The organism is Streptomyces sp. NPDC005962 (genome assembly GCF_040629205.1).
GTDB lineage: Bacteria > Actinomycetota > Actinomycetes > Streptomycetales > Streptomycetaceae > Streptomyces.
Map to the genome: position 1 here is coordinate 205,146 of NZ_JBEXVE010000009.1, position 14,713 is coordinate 219,858.

At 69.7% G+C, this 14,713-nt stretch carries 17 protein-coding genes and 1 pseudogene; 8 read left to right on the top strand and 10 right to left on the bottom strand.

The annotated features are described in order from the left end of the window. Positions 1–11 precede the first annotated feature (11 nt). Positions 12–1,025, bottom strand: a complete 1,014-nt coding sequence (locus tag ABZ370_RS17670; protein WP_358621324.1) for a methionine synthase — start codon at positions 1,023–1,025, stop codon at positions 12–14. 26 nt (positions 1,026–1,051) lie between these two features. After that, positions 1,052–1,741 carry an SDR family oxidoreductase gene (locus ABZ370_RS17675; RefSeq protein ID WP_358621326.1) on the bottom strand — a complete coding sequence of 230 codons (690 nt, stop codon included), beginning with the start codon at positions 1,739–1,741 and terminating at the stop codon, positions 1,052–1,054. Positions 1,742–1,858: 117 nt separating this feature from the next. Between ABZ370_RS17675 and ABZ370_RS17680 the strand changes: the two genes are divergently transcribed. After that, the gene (locus tag ABZ370_RS17680; protein WP_358621329.1) at positions 1,859–2,461 is read left to right on the top strand and encodes an SRPBCC family protein; all 603 of its coding nucleotides are present in this window, start codon (positions 1,859–1,861) and stop codon (positions 2,459–2,461) included. Between the two features lie 42 nt (positions 2,462–2,503). Here ABZ370_RS17680 and ABZ370_RS17685 read toward each other — a convergent pair whose 3' ends face one another. The 5 genes and pseudogenes from ABZ370_RS17685 to ABZ370_RS17705 form a co-directional block, all read right to left on the bottom strand. After that, a complete protein-coding gene (locus ABZ370_RS17685; RefSeq protein WP_358621614.1) occupies positions 2,504–2,695 on the bottom strand; it encodes a hypothetical protein in 192 nt (63 codons plus the stop codon). Between the two features lie 16 nt (positions 2,696–2,711). Then, positions 2,712–3,038, bottom strand: a pseudogene (locus ABZ370_RS17690) (hypothetical protein); the annotation flags it as partial. Beyond that, complete coding sequence (locus tag ABZ370_RS17695) at positions 3,035–4,318, bottom strand: ATP-binding protein (RefSeq protein ID WP_358621332.1); 1,284 nt, start codon at positions 4,316–4,318, stop codon at positions 3,035–3,037. The gene ABZ370_RS17695 and the pseudogene ABZ370_RS17690, both read right to left, overlap by 4 nt. A 146-nt stretch (positions 4,319–4,464) precedes the next feature. Continuing rightward, the gene (locus ABZ370_RS17700; RefSeq protein WP_358621335.1) at positions 4,465–4,992 is read right to left on the bottom strand and encodes a TIGR00730 family Rossman fold protein; all 528 of its coding nucleotides are present in this window, start codon (positions 4,990–4,992) and stop codon (positions 4,465–4,467) included. 10 nt (positions 4,993–5,002) lie between these two features. Then, a complete protein-coding gene (locus tag ABZ370_RS17705) occupies positions 5,003–5,299 on the bottom strand; it encodes a hypothetical protein (RefSeq protein ID WP_358621337.1) in 297 nt (98 codons plus the stop codon). Between the two features lie 102 nt (positions 5,300–5,401). Here ABZ370_RS17705 and ABZ370_RS17710 point away from each other — a divergent pair, with 102 nt between their 5' ends. The 6 genes from ABZ370_RS17710 to ABZ370_RS17735 all read left to right on the top strand — a co-directional run bounded on the left by ABZ370_RS17710 (position 5,402) and on the right by ABZ370_RS17735 (position 9,839). Beyond that, positions 5,402–6,220: a helix-turn-helix transcriptional regulator gene (locus tag ABZ370_RS17710; protein WP_358621339.1), complete on the top strand. Its 819-nt coding sequence runs from the start codon at positions 5,402–5,404 to the stop codon at positions 6,218–6,220. Then, positions 6,217–6,480, top strand: a complete 264-nt coding sequence (locus ABZ370_RS17715) for a DUF397 domain-containing protein (RefSeq protein ID WP_358621342.1) — start codon at positions 6,217–6,219, stop codon at positions 6,478–6,480. The genes ABZ370_RS17710 and ABZ370_RS17715 overlap by 4 nt, the downstream gene beginning before the upstream one ends. 55 nt (positions 6,481–6,535) lie before the next feature. Continuing rightward, on the top strand, positions 6,536–7,972 hold the full coding sequence (locus tag ABZ370_RS17720; protein ID WP_358621345.1) for a WGR domain-containing protein: 1,437 nt from the start codon (positions 6,536–6,538) through the stop codon (positions 7,970–7,972). A 267-nt stretch (positions 7,973–8,239) separates the two neighbouring features. Next, positions 8,240–9,064 carry a hypothetical protein gene (locus ABZ370_RS17725; RefSeq protein ID WP_358621348.1) on the top strand — a complete coding sequence of 275 codons (825 nt, stop codon included), beginning with the start codon at positions 8,240–8,242 and terminating at the stop codon, positions 9,062–9,064. Positions 9,065–9,135: 71 nt separating this feature from the next. Continuing rightward, positions 9,136–9,414: a hypothetical protein gene (locus ABZ370_RS17730; RefSeq protein WP_358621351.1), complete on the top strand. Its 279-nt coding sequence runs from the start codon at positions 9,136–9,138 to the stop codon at positions 9,412–9,414. Continuing rightward, positions 9,411–9,839, top strand: a complete 429-nt coding sequence (locus ABZ370_RS17735) for a type II toxin-antitoxin system VapC family toxin (RefSeq protein WP_358621354.1) — start codon at positions 9,411–9,413, stop codon at positions 9,837–9,839. Before ABZ370_RS17730 ends, ABZ370_RS17735 begins: the two co-directional genes overlap by 4 nt. A 77-nt stretch (positions 9,840–9,916) precedes the next feature. Here the strand turns inward: ABZ370_RS17735 and ABZ370_RS17740 are convergent, their stop codons facing one another. The 3 genes from ABZ370_RS17740 to ABZ370_RS17750 form a co-directional block, all read right to left on the bottom strand. Next, a complete protein-coding gene (locus ABZ370_RS17740; protein WP_358621356.1) occupies positions 9,917–11,371 on the bottom strand; it encodes a methyltransferase domain-containing protein in 1,455 nt (484 codons plus the stop codon). A gap of 381 nt (positions 11,372–11,752) precedes the next feature. Further along, positions 11,753–12,922: a tRNA 2-thiouridine(34) synthase MnmA gene (gene mnmA, locus ABZ370_RS17745; protein WP_358621359.1), complete on the bottom strand. Its 1,170-nt coding sequence runs from the start codon at positions 12,920–12,922 to the stop codon at positions 11,753–11,755. A 51-nt stretch (positions 12,923–12,973) separates the two neighbouring features. Continuing rightward, complete coding sequence (locus ABZ370_RS17750; RefSeq protein ID WP_358621362.1) at positions 12,974–13,885, bottom strand: TIGR03619 family F420-dependent LLM class oxidoreductase; 912 nt, start codon at positions 13,883–13,885, stop codon at positions 12,974–12,976. Between the two features lie 154 nt (positions 13,886–14,039). Between ABZ370_RS17750 and ABZ370_RS17755 the strand changes: the two genes are divergently transcribed. Then, on the top strand, positions 14,040–14,699 hold the full coding sequence (locus tag ABZ370_RS17755; RefSeq protein ID WP_358621365.1) for an N-acetylmuramoyl-L-alanine amidase: 660 nt from the start codon (positions 14,040–14,042) through the stop codon (positions 14,697–14,699). Positions 14,700–14,713 lie beyond the last annotated feature (14 nt).

Genomic DNA, 14,713 nt, shown 5'->3' on the forward strand with positions numbered 1-14,713 from the left:
CGTCCTCCCAGTTACTCAGGGTTGTCCGCGAGCGATCTCGCCGCCCGGACACAGTGGGCCAGCGCGGCGCGCGCGTACGCGGGCGAAGCGCCCGCGAGCCCGCACGACGGCGTGATCACCACGGACTCCGCGAGAGTCCCCGGTGACAGCCCCAGCCTGCGCCACAGCGTCCTGACACCACTGACGCTACCGGCAGGGTCCGACAACGCGGCGTCCGTGCCGGGGACGGCGCCGACGAACAGCGCCGTTCCTCCCTCCACGGCCTCCCCGATCGCCTCCTCCTCACGCTCCGTGAGCAGCGAGAAGTCGAACGAGACCCCGCTCGCCCCGGCGCGCCGCAGCAGCCCGAACGGCACGTTCGGCGCGCACGAGTGCACCACCACCGGCGCCTCCGCGGCCGCCACCAGATCCCGCAGCGCGCCCTCGACCACGCCCCGGTCCACGGCGGCGTGGGTGCGGTAGCCGCTGGCGCTGCGGACGCTCCCGGTCAGCACGGACGTCAGCGACGGCTCGTCCAGCTGCAGCACCACCTCGGCGCCGGGCACCCTGCGGCGGACCTCCGCCAGATGCGCGCGTACGCCCTCGGCCAGCGAGGCCGTCAGGTCGCGGCAGGCCCCCGGGTCGCTCAGCGCGGCCTCCCCGTTCCGCAGCTCCAGGCTCGCGGCCAGGCTCCACGGCCCGACGGCCGACACCTTCAGCGCCCCGCGGTGCCCCTGGGTGTACTCCTCCAGCGCGTCCAGGTCCTCGCCGAGCCAGGACCGCCCCCGCCGGGTGTCCCGCCCCGGCCGGTCACTGATCCGCCAGCCGCTCGGCTCCACATGGGCGTACACCTCGACGAGCATCCCGGCGGTCCGCCCGATCATGTCCGCGCCGGGCCCCCGCGCGGGCAGCTCCGGCAGATACGGCAGGCCCTCCAGCGACCCGGTGACGGTCTTCGCGGCCTCCCGCGCGTCGCCCCCCGGCATCGACCCGATACCGGTCGCGGCTCCCGCGCCCCAGCTGTGCTTGTTGGTCTTCTCGCTCACCCCGAAAGCCTATGGGGTGACGGTCATCAGCCGCGGGGGCGGATCTGGAGGTCCGTGATCTCCGCGTCGCGCGGCAGGTCGAGCGCGGTGAGCACGCTCGTCGCGACGGTCTCCGGGGCGATCCAGCGCTCCGCCTCGTACTCCTTGCCCTCCTGCTGATGCACCTTCACCTGCATCGGCGTCGCGGTGCGCCCCGGGTAGACGGTCGTCACCCGCAGGCCGTTGCCGCTCTCCTCCCAGCGCAGCGCGTCCGCGAGGGCCTTCAGCCCGTGCTTGCTGGCCGCGTACGCGCCCCACTGGGCGTTGGCGCGCAGGCCCGCGCCGGAGTTGAGGAAGATGACATGGCCCTGCGCCAGCCGGAGTTGGGGCAGCAGCAGGCGGGTCAGCTCGGCGGGCGCGACGAGGTTGGCGGCGAGCTGCCGGTTCCACGCCTTGGGGGTCAGCTCACCGATCTCGCCGAGGTCGACCACGCCCGCGATGTGCAGCAGCGAGTCGAGCCGGTCGGGCAGCGACTGGTGGCTCAGCGCCCACGACAGCTTCTCCGGATCGCCCAGGTCGCCGACGACCGTACGCGCCCCCGGGAACCGCCCGGCCAGCTCCTTCGCCCGCCCGGCGTCCCGCGCCAGCAGCCACAGCTCGTCGCCCCGCTCGGCCAGCCGCCCGGTGACCGCCGCGCCGATGCCCGAGCCTGCCCCAGTGATCAGATGCGTTCCCATGCCCCCAGCTTGCCGCACCTTCTCCGGCCGCACGGCATCACCCTCTTGACGCTCCGGCCGACTTCGCGTTAGAACTTCTAACGAACACAAGAAGTCCTCACCGTTCTGGAGAGTCTCATGCCGAGCATTCGTCCGTTAACGCGCGCCGCCATCGCCGTCGCCTGCGTCTTCGGGATCGCCGCCCCCGCCCATGCGCAGGCCGCGAGCCCGGGCGCTCCGTCCACCTGCCGCGGCGAAGGCGTCGACCCCGGCGCGCTCATCCGCCACCGGACCGACACCGTCATCAAGGCGCCGCTGAGCACCATCTGGAAGCTGCAGACCGATGTGGAGCGCTGGCCCGCCTGGCAGCCGCCCGTCCTCACCATGAAGCGCCTCGACCCGGGCCCCCTGCGGAAGGGTTCGCGGTTCCGCTGGACCACCCCGGCGCAGGCCACCCCCACGACGCCCGCCACCACCCTGAACATCACGTCCACCGTCCGCCAACTCCGGCGCGGCTCCTGCATCCTGTGGAAGGGGCCTGCGGTCGGTGACGGGCTGCGCATCGACGAGGGCGTCCACCTGTGGACGTTCACCAAGGCCAAGGGAGGCGTGCGCGTACACACCGACGAGACGTGGACCGGCGCCCAGGTCGAATCCGACGCCCCCACGGCGACTGCGGCCCTCGGCGCGGGCCTCGAACAGTGGCTGCGCGACCTGAAGGCCACCGCCGAGGCCCGCTGAACGTCGGACCGGCCGTGTTTCTTCAGCGACCCACCACCGACGTCAGTCGTCTTCGCCGTCGATCTCCAGCGCGGCGAGCAGCCGCCACACATCGGAGGACGGGTCACGCTTGAGGGGATCGCACCCGCCGACATGGCCGCTGTGCTTCGTCCATTCCTCGTACGACTGGGGCTGCTCCCCATCGAGGGGGCCGCTGTCGTCGGAGACCTCGGCCTCGCGGGATCTCGGCGTCACGGTTGTCCGCGACGTCCCGGTCGAAGAGGACCCATTTCTCGTCGTGCGGCCCGGCCTCTTCCAGCACCCGGTCGACGGTCGCCATCGGCCGCAGGCCGCCCGCCTCTCCTACCAGCGCAAGCCTGAAGGGCGGTTTGCCCTCACGGGCGCGGTAGGTGCGCTCCAGCATCTGAAGGTAGTCCTTCTCGGTCTTTTCGCCCTCGTGCGCGATGTAGACGACCCGCTGGGCTCTGTCCCCGTACGCGCCGACCGGCCCGCGAGGAGACCGGGGAGGCTCCCCCAGTTCACGCCTCCGCTTGCGCCGCCCGCCACTGTCCTGCTGACCTCTCCGCCCCCTGCTCACGCTGTCGCCTTCAGCTCTTTCTCCACCCGGGCCAGCTCATGCGCGATCTCTCCGGTGATCAGTTGAGGAATCCCCCCGTAGTGCCCCCGGAGATAACGGCGTTCAAGGGGCTCCTCCTTGCGGGCCTTCGCCGCGGTCAGCGGATACAGCTCGGTCTCCCCACCCCGGCTCTTGACCGTGATCCACACCTGATCCCGGTCGAGCGGACGCTGGGCGGTCGCGTTACCGAGCAGGGTCGCGTCATGGGTGGTGAAGATGAGCTGTGCGGCCCGTGGATTGGCTTGCTCGTCGTGGAAGAGTCGGATCACCTCGGCCGCGAGCAGCGGGTGCAGGCTGGAGTCCAGCTCATCGGCGAGGAGAGAGCCGCCTTGGTCCAGGATGTGGAAGAGCGGGCCGAGAAAGGCGAACCAGGCGTGGGTTCCCAGGGATTCCTGCTCCCAGAAGTCCAAGGGTGCCGTGCCGCCGTCCGGGGTCCGGTGCAGCAGGCGCACTTCACCACTCTCGGGGTCGCGGTCCATCCCGGTGATGCCGAGGTCCGCCACGGCGAGCAGTCTTGTCAGCCGTTCCCGCAGCTTCTTCCCTTCCTCGTCGGAGCGGCTGAGCTCTCTGCGTGTCCAGTGGGTGCGCACGGGCACATCATCCTGAGGAGTGACCAGCCACAGGTTGTCGACGAACCAGTGATGAACTGCGGAGAGCTGCGGATGGTTGAGGGTGGCCGCGACCGTAAGGAAGAGGGCGTTGGGCCTGGTGAGGGCCGTGGCTTCATCCTTACGGCCGCGGAGCCCGCTGCCGGGGAACTTGAATTCGCCGCCCTCGTCCTCCGGCCTCCCTGCCTCCCGGTCGAACCAGACCTGACGACGCCCGGAGGGATAGGCGTGGAGCCATTCCGCTTCTACGCGCTCGTCGGATACCTCGAACCCGTAGGTATAACGGGTCGGGGTGCGGCCCAGGAGCAGCTCGACCTCGAAGAGACTGGTTTCCTCGCGGGCCGCGGGGTCGAGCGCGAACGGTTCGCGGGGAACAGCATCCGGCTCCTTGCCCCAGTCGGCGAAGGACTCGAGTACAGCCCTCCTCATGAATCGCAGGGCCTCCAGCGCGTTCGACTTGCCCGAAGCGTTGGCTCCGAAGATCGCGATCGCGGGCAGCACCGACACGGGCTTGCCCTCGAACCGGGCGCTCGTCTCTCGGCCCGTACCGTCGTTGAACTCAGTCGCCACCAGCGACAGCTCTTGCTCGTCGCGAATCGACCGGTGATTGGCCACCCGGAAGCTGAGCAGCACGGCCATCCTCCTCGTGAGGCGGTGCCCAGATCGCCGCCTTACGCTCTCTGGTGCGGAAAACCCGCATGAGACAGCCTATGACGCGACTACTGGATGTGCCAGAACAACGTCAGCCAGGCTTGACGCACCTGCCGTCGACAGCCGGATCAGACCGATTCCAGGTACGCCATCGCCTCCGCGCCGTTCTCCGCGAAGTGCACCAGCTCGCTCAGCGGGCGCGGCAGGAAGCCCTCTTCCTCCATCCGCTGGAACTGGAGCTTCAGCCCGTCGTAGAACCCCTCCGCGTTCAGCAGCACGACCGGCTTGATGTGCAGCCCGTGCTTCTTCAGCTCCAGGATCTCGGTCGCCTCGTCCAGCGTCCCGGTCCCGCCCACCATGACCACGACCGCGTCGGCCCGGGCGAGCAGCTGCGCCTTGCGCTCGGCGAGATCCTTGGCGATCACCATCTCGTCGGCGTTCTCCCGGGCCCGGCTCGCCAGGAACTCCACCGAGATCCCCACCAGCCGCCCGCCGTGCTCCTGGACCCCGTCGGCCATGACCTTCATCAGCCCGACGTCCGACCCGCCCCAGACCAGGGTGTGCCCGCCCTTGCCGATCAGCTCGGCGAACTCCCGCGCGGGGGCGGTGTAGCGGTCGTCGAGGTCGGCGGCAGAGCAGAAGACGCAGATGTTCATGGCGGTCACCCTACGAGCCGGGTCGGAGACATTCACGGCTCCGCGCCACGCGGATCGCGTCGTGCAGCGCCTCGGTGAGGCGGGCGGAGAGAAAACGAAACTCGCCGAGCGGGATCTTCGGATCGGCCAGCATCGCGCGGGCGTGGGTCAGTAGCTCGTCTCCGGTGGAGAGCTGCATGTCCTCGACCTCGTCCGCCAGGGCGGCCACGGGGCCGTCGCCGTCGGTGGAGAGATAGCAGGGACGGCCGTCGGGAGTCGACCAGGGTAGCAAGCGGAGACCGGTCGGTGAGGTGACTTCGCGTGACATGTGCCTACTGTCACAGGTCACGTCTAGCCTGGTCACAGAATCGACGTGACGGTGCGTGACATCGTCGCGACTGTGCGATCTGTGCGATGCGAGGGGGCAGCGTTGACCCAGCGGAAGAAGAAGCCGTCACCGGCCGCGAAGGTGTTCGGTGCGCAGTCCCGCATGATGCGGGAACGGCTCGGATGGACGATGAAGGACCTGGAGAAGCGGGTCCCCTACACCGAATCGATGATCGCCAAGGTCGAGCGTGCGGAAAGGGTGCCGAAGCCGCCGTATGTGGTGGCGGTGGACGAGGCGCTTGCGGCTCAGGGGCTGCTGATGGAGGCGGCGAAGCTGCTGTGGGAGGACGGACCGCCGGAGTGGACGCAGGAGTATCTGGAGCTTGAGGCCGAAGCCCTGGCCCTGCATGTGTACTCGACCCACATCCTGCACGGACTGCTCCAGACCGAGGACTTCGCCCGAGCGGTCTTCCGGTCGCTGCGTCCCAGCTTGGACGAGGAAGAGGTGGAGCGAGCGGTGCAAAGGCGCTTGGCGACTCAGCAGCTCCTCTGCCGCAAGCCCGCCCCCAGGCTGGCGTTCGTCCTTGAAGAGGCCGTACTACGGAAGATGATCGGCGGCCGGGAGGTGTGGGAGGGCCAGCTGCGCCACCTCCTCAAGTGCGCGGCCCTGCACAATGTGCAGCTACAAGTCATGCCAACCTCCCGTGAGACCAACGCTGGCGTCGACGGCCCCATGGTCTTGCTGGAGACTCCGAACCACTGCGTTGTCGGGTACGTCGAGGGGCAGCGGGGCAGCTACTTCCTCTCGGACCCTGAAGACATCAGCCAGCTGAACCACGTGTATGGCACGATCCAGTCGCAAGCCCTGGACCCCGAAGCGTCGGTCGCCTTCATCGAACGACTCCTGACAGGAGAGCAATGAGCACCGAACTGACCTGGTTCAAGAGCAGCTACAGCGGCGGCTCGGGCAACGCATGCGTCGAAGTCGCCGTCGAATGGCGCAAGTCCAACTACAGCGGCGCAGAAGGCAACGCATGCGTCGAGGTCGCCGCGTGCCCCGGTGCCGTGCACGTCCGCGACTCCAAGGACACCGCGATACCGGCCCTCACCGTCGCCGCCCCCGCCTGGGCCGCCTTCGTCGGCTTCGCCGCCCGATTGTCAGTGGCCCCTCCTACGGTCTGAGGCAGTGGGACCCGGCGGACAAGGCCGCGGGTCCGCCCTTGGGGAGGGGTCTGTCGTGTCGACGACGACGTATCTGGAGCTGTCGCAGGATGGCGAAGGCGCGCACAAGTTCTACGAGGTGGCTGTCGACGCCCTGGTGGTGACGGTGCGGTACGGGCGGATCGGCGCCGCCGGGCAGACGCAGGTGTCGACGTTCGCCACGGCGGAGAAGGCGAAGGCCGCCGCCGCGAAGAAGGTCGGCGAGAAGGTCCGCAAGGGGTACGCCCCGGCCGTCCCCGGGCAGCGGGCCCCGCGCCGGGTGACGCGGCGCCAGGTGACCTCCGCCCCCTCCACCGCGCGGGCCGTCGCCCCCGTGCTGTGGCGGTTCCGCACCGGCTCCTCCGCGTTCGGCATCCACATCGACGACGACCGGTGCTGGGTCGGCAACCAGGCGGGGGACGTCTACAACCTGGGCCACGACGGTGAAGTCCTCGCCCGCTTCAGCCTCCCGGACGGGGTGAAGTGCCTGGTCGCCGACGACTTCTGGATCTACGCGGGCTGTGACGACGGCAAGGTCTACGACCTGTCCTCGAAGCTGCCGTTCGCGGCGTACGACATCGCGGCGAACGTCGACATCTACTGGCTGGACATCCATGAGGGCGTCCTGAACGTCTCGGACGGGCAAGGGGGGCTCACCGTCATCGACCACGAGGACGAGCACCAGTGGGCCCGCCGCAGCCAGGGCGGGGGCGGCTGGATGGTCCGCGCCGACGACCGGGCCGCCTACCACGGCCACTCCCAGGGCGTCACCGCCTACGCGCCCGACGGCAGCGGCGAGCTGTGGCACACGCGCACCACGGGCGGCGTCCTGTTCGGCTGGCAGGAGGACGACACCGTGTACGCGGGAACGGGGCGCCACGTGGTCCAGCGGCTGTCGAAGGCGACCGGCGCGATCGAGGCCACCTACGCCTGCGACAACGCGGTGTACTCGTGCGCCACCTCGCCCGGCGGGCGGTTCGTCTTCGCCGGTGACTCGGCGTCATCCGTGTACTGCTTCGACCGGGACGGCACGCGCCTGTGGAAGCTCGGCACGGGCAGCGGGTCGGCGCTGTCCATGCAGTACCACGAGAGCCGGCTGTACCTGGTGACCACGGACGGCTCACTGGTGTGCGTCGACGCGAGCGAGGCGGCCATCTCGGCGGCGCACCAGGGCACGGTGCCCGCCGTGCGGGACGTCAAGCTCGCCGCCGCCCTGCCGACCTACGTGCCCGCCACGGCCGTGGACGCGGTGACCACCGTCGCCCAGGCCCCCGCCGGGTCGGTCGTCGTCGAGTGCGTCCAGGACGGTGGCCGCGTCCGGGTGCGCGTGGTGTCGGAGGGCTACGAGCCGTCCTGGAAGGTCCAATTCCCGCGCGCGATACGGGAGCCCGGGGCGCGCTATGTCGTGGAGACCCTGCACGCGGCCGCGGGCGGGTTCTACCGCGTCCGCGGCGACATCCGACGGCTGATCTGACCGGAGGCCGGGGGGCCGACTGCCGGTGGGGTGGGGCCAGGTGTCGGGTGGCCGACAGGCGGTGGGGCCGCGCCCTAACCAAGAACCCTGGAAAAGAACTCCCACCCACCCACCCCACCCAACTCATCACCCCATCGGGTGACTTGGGCGCGAATATGCCAAAGGTCAGGTTAGTCTCGCCGCAACAACCGCACACAGACGTCGGCCCCCGCCGGGACTGCCATCCCGAGACGAGGGCCTGACCAACTAGGAAGTTGCCCCTTCCCGATGGCTGACTCGCAGTCTAGTGCGCCCCTGCGCGCTCACGCCGACGCTCCCGCGTCCGGCGTCATCCACGTCCGCACCCGGCACACCGCCAACTTCACCGTGCTCTCCAACCGGCTCGCCCAGCGGGCGGGCAGTGCGGTGACCGTCGGCGTCGCCGCGTACGTCCTGTCCCTGCCCGACGGCGCATCCATCCGCATCGACGCGCTCTGCGCCCACTTCAAGGAGGGCCGGGCCCGGATCTCCGCCGCGCTCAACGAGCTGGAGGCGGAGGGATGGCTGGAACGGCGGGTCGAGCGGGGGCCGGGCGGGCGGATCGTCACCCGGACGTTCGTGTACGACGCGCCGGGCGGTGCGGAGCGCGAGGCGCGGCACCCGGCCGAGGTGCCTGCCGCCCGGGAGGTTGAGCCGAAGCCAGAACCGGAGCCGAAGCCGGGCCCCGGGCCCGGCACCGCGCCCGATCCCCGGGCCGCCGCCGTCCTCGGGTCCCTGCGCCACCGTGACCGCCGCCTGGTCCTGTCCGAGCGGGAGACCGCCACGCTGGCACCGGCCGTCGCGGAGTGGCTCGACCGTGGGGTCGGGCCGCACGAGATCGCCGAGGCGCTGACGTCCGGGCTCCCCAACCCCATCGACCGCCGCCCGGCCCGGCTGCTCGCCTACCGCTTGGCCGCCCTGCGCCCGCCCGTGCCTGCCGACGCCCCGACGCCGACCCGTCCGATCCCGTTCCAGGACTGCGACGGCTGCGACCGCCCCTTGCGAGCCCCCCGCCCGGGCCGCTGCCGCGACTGCCGGAGAGAAGCGGCCGACCCGGCGCCGCTCGCCGCTTGACCACGACAGAACCTCTAGCCTGGAAAGGAGCAGGAATGCATAGGGCATGCCTAGCAGCAGAGGGGTTGATCATGGCATCTCCACCCGACGACGCCTCGCAAGCGACTGCCACAGAACAGGGCAGGCATCCGCTACGCACGATCCGCGATATCCGCAGTTCTCTGCCAGAGGAACAACTGGGCCACTTCGACAGGGAACTCGCCGAAACCGACATCGACGAGTTGCCCGCGTTGCTGACCCGATGGGCGACGCTCGGGACCGACGGGTTCCTCGATTTCCTGCTATCGGCCCCGTTCGAAGGACTGGAGTTCGGGGGTCGCTCCTACGATGAACAGGCAGACAACGAGTGATCTACTTGCTCGACACCAATGTCGTCGCTGAAATCAGCGTCAGGCCCAAGCCCGACCCGAGTGTGGTCGCGTGGGCTCGGTCGCTCCAAGCCCACAGCCTCTACCTCAGCGTCATGACGTTGGCTGAAGTCCAAGCGGGCGTCGAAGCCGCCTCTGACCCTGCACGGCAAGCCCGGTACGCACAGGCATTGGCAGACCTGCGAAGCGAATATCACGGCCGGGTCGCCGAGATCGGCGAACGGGAGGCGACTGCCTACCTCGCCTTACACAAGTCGCTCAAGGCCAACGGAACCTGCATCGACCCGCCGGACGCCCTCATCGCTGCGACTGCCCTCGCCAACGGCTGGACCGTGGCCAGCCGCAACACCAAGCACCTGAAGCGCACCGGCGCTCTGCTCATCAATCCTTGGGAGGGGCTGGAATAGCCCAGCCCCCGCCATGTGGGCGGCCGGTGGCGGGCTGGGCCTGCCACCGGCCGTACCGGGTTACCGGATGAACCGGGCTACCGGGTGAAGTGGAAGATGCCCCACGTCACGTGGTTCTTCCTGCCGCCCTCGACCCAGTTGGTGAGGCCCTTCTTCATGTGGGCGAGGTAGTCGGCGCTGACGTGTTCCGCCAGGCCTTCGGCCTCCTGGCGGCGGGTCTCCTCCAGGACCCGGGCGTAGTGCGTGATCAGGTGCTCCCGGTGCTCTTCGAAACCGCCGCCGACCTCGGTGAAGCCGAGGCGGGCCAGTTCGTGGCGGTAGAAGTCGGGAGAACCCATGGTGTCGAGGTGGATGCGGTCCAGGATGGGACGCAGGGTCTCGGACGGGCAGCCGTCCGCCGCCATGGGGTCGGTGAAGATGATCTGGCCGCCGGGGCGCAGGACGCGGGCGGCCTCCTCCAGGGGGCGGCGGCGGTTGCCGCTGTGCAGGAACGCGTCCTGGGACCAGATGACGTCGACGCTGTTGTCCGGCAGCGGGATGGACTCGAAGGAGCCGTCCAGCACGTCGATGGTCTCGCTGAGCCCGCGCTCGGCGTTGATCGCCCGGTGCCGCTCGTTCTCCACCTCGCTCAGGTTGAGCGCGGTGACGTGGCAGCCGTAGGTCTCGGCGAGGTAGCGCGCCGAGCCGCCGAAGCCCGCTCCGAGGTCGAGGACGCGGGAGTCCGGCTTGAGGTCGAGGCGACCCGCCATGCGGGCGACGGTGCGCCTGCTGGCCTCGGGGATCGGCTCGTCCTTCCGGTCGTAGACACCGATGTGGATGTCTTCGCCGCCCCAGACACGCCAGTAGAACTCATCGGCGTCCGTGGAGTTGTAGTAGTCGCGGGCGGTGCCGACGGCCGAGGAGTATTCCGCAGCCGCCTCGTCCGTCGCGATGTACGCCTTCTCCGCGACGTGGATGAAGAAGTCGGGCTGCTCCTCCCGGTAGGTGTGCTGGAAGTCGCCGTACGTCTCGATCTGCTGGAAGCCGACCTCCTGCATGAGCCGGCGCGTGTAGTCCTTGCGCAGCGGAAACATGTTGAGGTGGTAGACGGATTCGTCGGCGAAGCTGTAGCGCATACGGCACAGCCCCTCGTCGACGTGCTCCGGCTCGACGGCGACGTCCTCTCCGCAGTAGTAGTACACGTGCTTGCTGGTGTAGCCGCTATCGAGCATCGCGTCGTAGTTGCGGTGGTCGAGGATGAGGACGCCGTCGTGCTTCAACAGCGCGTAGAACTCGGCGAGGGCCTTGCGCCGGTCACGCTCCGAGAAGAGGTGCGTGAAGGAATTGCCGAGGCAGACGATGGCGTCGTACGGACCGTGCACATCCCGGTTGAGCCAGCGCCAGTCGGCCTGGACGACGCGGAGGATGTGCTCGCCGTGCTTGAGTCCGTTGTCGAACGCCTGGGCGAGCATTTCGGCGCTTCCGTCAGCGCTCGCCGTCTCGAACCCGGCTTCCAGTAGCCGTACCGAATGAAAACCGGTCCCCGTGGCCACATCGAGGACCGTTTTTACGCCACGCTCCCGTAGGAGGTCAATGAAGAACGTACCCTCACTATCTGATCGCTTTTCCCAGTCGATGAGCGAATCCCATTTTTCAACGAAGCTTGGTACATACTCCTCGGTGTAGTGATCTGTGTCCCTGACCTCGAATGGATTGTCTCCGAATTTCTGGACCGCTCGCGCAGAAATAACGAAACCTCCGGTGCTGAGACAGCGGACAACGGCACCCGTGTCCGGATGTTCGCCTCCCCGAACTCCCGTGATCTATGCCACCTGTGATGCCAAATTGTATGTAAATACAAAGTGACACAGACCGGCGAATCCGGAATACACCGTTTAATGAGAGTTATTCGGGTTTTTGGCCCTTTGGCCCCGTTATGCCTGCTGTACGGCCGGGCGGGAGCGCTCCGTCGCCGCGATGGTCGCCGAGCCTACGACGCGGGTGCCGTCGTACAGCACGATGGCCTGGCCCGGGGCCACTCCGCGGACCGGTTCGGCGAAGGTTACCCGCAGTTCGCCGCCGCCCTCGGCGCCGCCCACCGGCTCGGCCCTGACCTCGGTTTCGCCGCCGTGGGCGCGGAGCTGGGCGGTGTACGTGCCGGGGCCGGTGGGGGCGGCGCCGCACCAGCGGGGCTTGATGGCGACGAGCGCCGAGACGTCCAGGGCCTCGACGGGGCCGACGGTGACCGTGTTGTCCACCGGGGAGATGTCCAGCACGTAGCGCGGCTTGCCGTCCGCCGCCGGATGGCCGATACGCAACCCCTTGCGCTGGCCGATCGTGAAGCCGAACGCGCCCTCGTGGGTGCCGAGCTTATGGCCGCCCTCGTCCACGATGTCGCCCTCGGCGGTGCCGAGGTGGCGGGCGAGGAAGCCCTGGGTGTCGCCGTCCGCGATGAAGCAGATGTCATGGCTGTCGGGCTTCTTGGCGACGGCCAGGCCGCGCCGCTCGGCCTCGGCCCGGATCTCGTCCTTGGTGGTGAGGGTGTCGCCGAGGGGGAACATGGCGTGGGCGAGCTGCCGCTCGTCGAGGACGCCGAGGACGTACGACTGGTCCTTGGCCATGTCGCTGGCGCGGTGCAGCTCCAGCGCGCCGTTGTCGTCGCGTACGACCGTGGCGTAGTGGCCGGTGCACACCGCGTCGAAGCCGAGCGCGAGCGCCTTGTCCAGCAGCGCGGCGAACTTGATCTTCTCGTTGCAGCGCAGGCACGGGTTGGGGGTGCGGCCCGCCTCGTATTCGGCGATGAAGTCGTCGACCACGTCCTCGCGGAACCGCTCGGCCAGGTCCCACACGTAGAACGGGATGCCGATCACGTCGGCGGCACGGCGGGCGTCCCGCGAGTCCTCGATCGTGCAGCAGCCACGCGCTCCGGTGCGGAAGGACTGCGGGTTGGCGGAGAGGGCGAGGTGGACGCCGGTCACATCGTGGCCCGCCTCGGCGGCCCGCGCGGCGGCGACCGCCGAGTCCACACCGCCGGACATGGCGGCGAGGACGCGCAGGCGACGGCCGTCGCGGGGACCTGTGGGCGCACCGGGGAAGTCAGTCATAACCCAGCCAGCATAATTCGCCATCGGTGCAACGAATAATGGGTATGCCGTTCAGCGCGCGCGGGCGCTCTCCAGCACGCGTCCGGCCAGGTCGAGGGAGTGCTCGACGTCCTTGGTGAGATAGGACAGCTCGACGAAGCAGTGCCCGAGGCCCGCCTCGCTCTCCGCGCGCACGATCGTGGCCGCGATGTCCTCGACCGAGGCGTCGGCGTCGGGGTTGACGCGGAGGATCGCGTCGAAGCGGGCCGGATCACGCCCCTCCCGCTCGGCCGTCTCCCGCAGCCCGGCCAGGGTCGAGGTGAGGGCGGCGATGGGGTCGCTCCCGGCGTACTTCCGGCCGACGGGCGCGATGGGCAGCCAGCCGTCGGCGCGCCGGGCGGCCCGGGCGAGCGCGGCGGGGGCGAAGGCGCCCAGGTAGACCGGCGGGCGGGGGCGGGCGGCGGGCTTGAGGTCGATATGGCTGGCGGGCACGGTCCAGTGTGCGCCGCGGTACTCGACGGGGTTCTGCGTCCACCAGGCGGTGAGGACGTCCAGGCATTCGTCGAGCCGACGGCCGCGCTCGGCCATGGGGATGCCCGTCGTCTCGTACTCCTCGGGTGACCAGCCGGTGCCGAGGCCGACCAGCAGCCGTCCCGCGCTCAGCAGGTCGATGCTGGTGAGGGCGCGGGCGAGCACCGCGGGCGGGTACCAGGGCGCGTTGATGACGTTGCTGCCGAGCTGGACGCGTTCGGTGACCGCGGCGGCGGCGGTGAGCAGGGCGAACGGGTCCAGGGCTGACCGGAATTCCGGCGGGATCACATCCGTACCGGCGTAACCGACCTTCGGGTCGACCGGGGCGAGCAGCCGGTCGCCGACCCACAGGCTGTCCGCGCCGAGCGCTTCGGCCTGCCGGGCGAAGTGGGTGACGTGCTGCGGGTGGTGGGCCAGCTCACCGAACTGGGGAAGGGTGAACCCGATGCGCATACGGCGGCTCCTCGTGGTTCCCGTGGTCCTCGTCGTCCTCGGGGTGCGGGCATCCTCGCCGTTAGTTCAATATTCAGCTACCCGTCGGCGTACGGTTCGCGCCATGATCCGCGTGCGGCGGAACCGTGCGCGTAGGTCCGTGCGTTGAGCCTGCGTGAGCGAAACCAACGGCGGCGTGCGCCGCCCTGTGAGCCGGCGCACGCTGCTGCTGGGCGGTACCGCGGCCGGGCTGGGCGCGGCCGGATACGCCGCGCGGGACGAGCTGAAGCATCTGTGGTGGCGGGCACCCGGGGCGCAGCAGCCGCGCGAGGAGGGCGCGGTCGACCACCCGGGCGCGGACTGGGTGGCGGCCTCCGGGGCCAACTACCGGCGCGCCGACCGGCCGTACGACTACACGGTGGACCGGGTGGTGATCCATGTCGTGCAGGGCTCGTACGAGGACGCGCTGAAGGTCTTCCGGGACCCCGGACACCAAGCCGCGGCGCACTATGTGGTGCGCCGCGACGGGCATATAGCGCAGACGGTCCGCGAGCTGGACGTGGCGTTCCACGCGGGCAACCGCTCGTACAACGAGCGCAGCGTCGGCATCGAGCACGAGGGGTTCGTCACCCGGCCCCAAGACTTCACGGACGCCATGTACCGGTCCTCGGCCCGGCTGACCGCCGCGATCTGCGAGCGCTACGGGATGGCGCGGGACCGCGAACACATCGTGGCCCACTCGGAGGTGCCGGGCACCGACCACACCGACCCCGGCCGCCACTGGGACTGGGACCGCTATCTGGAGCTGGTGCGGGCGGTGCGGGTCGCTAAGTGAGCGCGGTGGTTACC

What these genes read in the sequence shown, in the direction of transcription:
- ABZ370_RS17675 (WP_358621326.1), bottom strand. Translation starts at nt 1,741, where the DNA reads ATGGGAACGCATCTGATCACTGGGGCAGGCTCGGGCATCGGCGCGGCG.
- ABZ370_RS17680 (WP_358621329.1), top strand. Translation starts at nt 1,859, where the DNA reads ATGCCGAGCATTCGTCCGTTAACGCGCGCCGCCATCGCCGTCGCCTGC.
- ABZ370_RS17700 (WP_358621335.1), bottom strand. Translation starts at nt 4,992, where the DNA reads ATGAACATCTGCGTCTTCTGCTCTGCCGCCGACCTCGACGACCGCTAC.
- ABZ370_RS17705 (WP_358621337.1), bottom strand. Translation starts at nt 5,299, where the DNA reads ATGTCACGCGAAGTCACCTCACCGACCGGTCTCCGCTTGCTACCCTGG.
- ABZ370_RS17715 (WP_358621342.1), top strand. Translation starts at nt 6,217, where the DNA reads ATGAGCACCGAACTGACCTGGTTCAAGAGCAGCTACAGCGGCGGCTCG.
- ABZ370_RS17725 (WP_358621348.1), top strand. Translation starts at nt 8,240, where the DNA reads ATGGCTGACTCGCAGTCTAGTGCGCCCCTGCGCGCTCACGCCGACGCT.
- ABZ370_RS17730 (WP_358621351.1), top strand. Translation starts at nt 9,136, where the DNA reads ATGGCATCTCCACCCGACGACGCCTCGCAAGCGACTGCCACAGAACAG.
- mnmA (WP_358621359.1), bottom strand. Translation starts at nt 12,922, where the DNA reads ATGACTGACTTCCCCGGTGCGCCCACAGGTCCCCGCGACGGCCGTCGC.
- ABZ370_RS17750 (WP_358621362.1), bottom strand. Translation starts at nt 13,885, where the DNA reads ATGCGCATCGGGTTCACCCTTCCCCAGTTCGGTGAGCTGGCCCACCAC.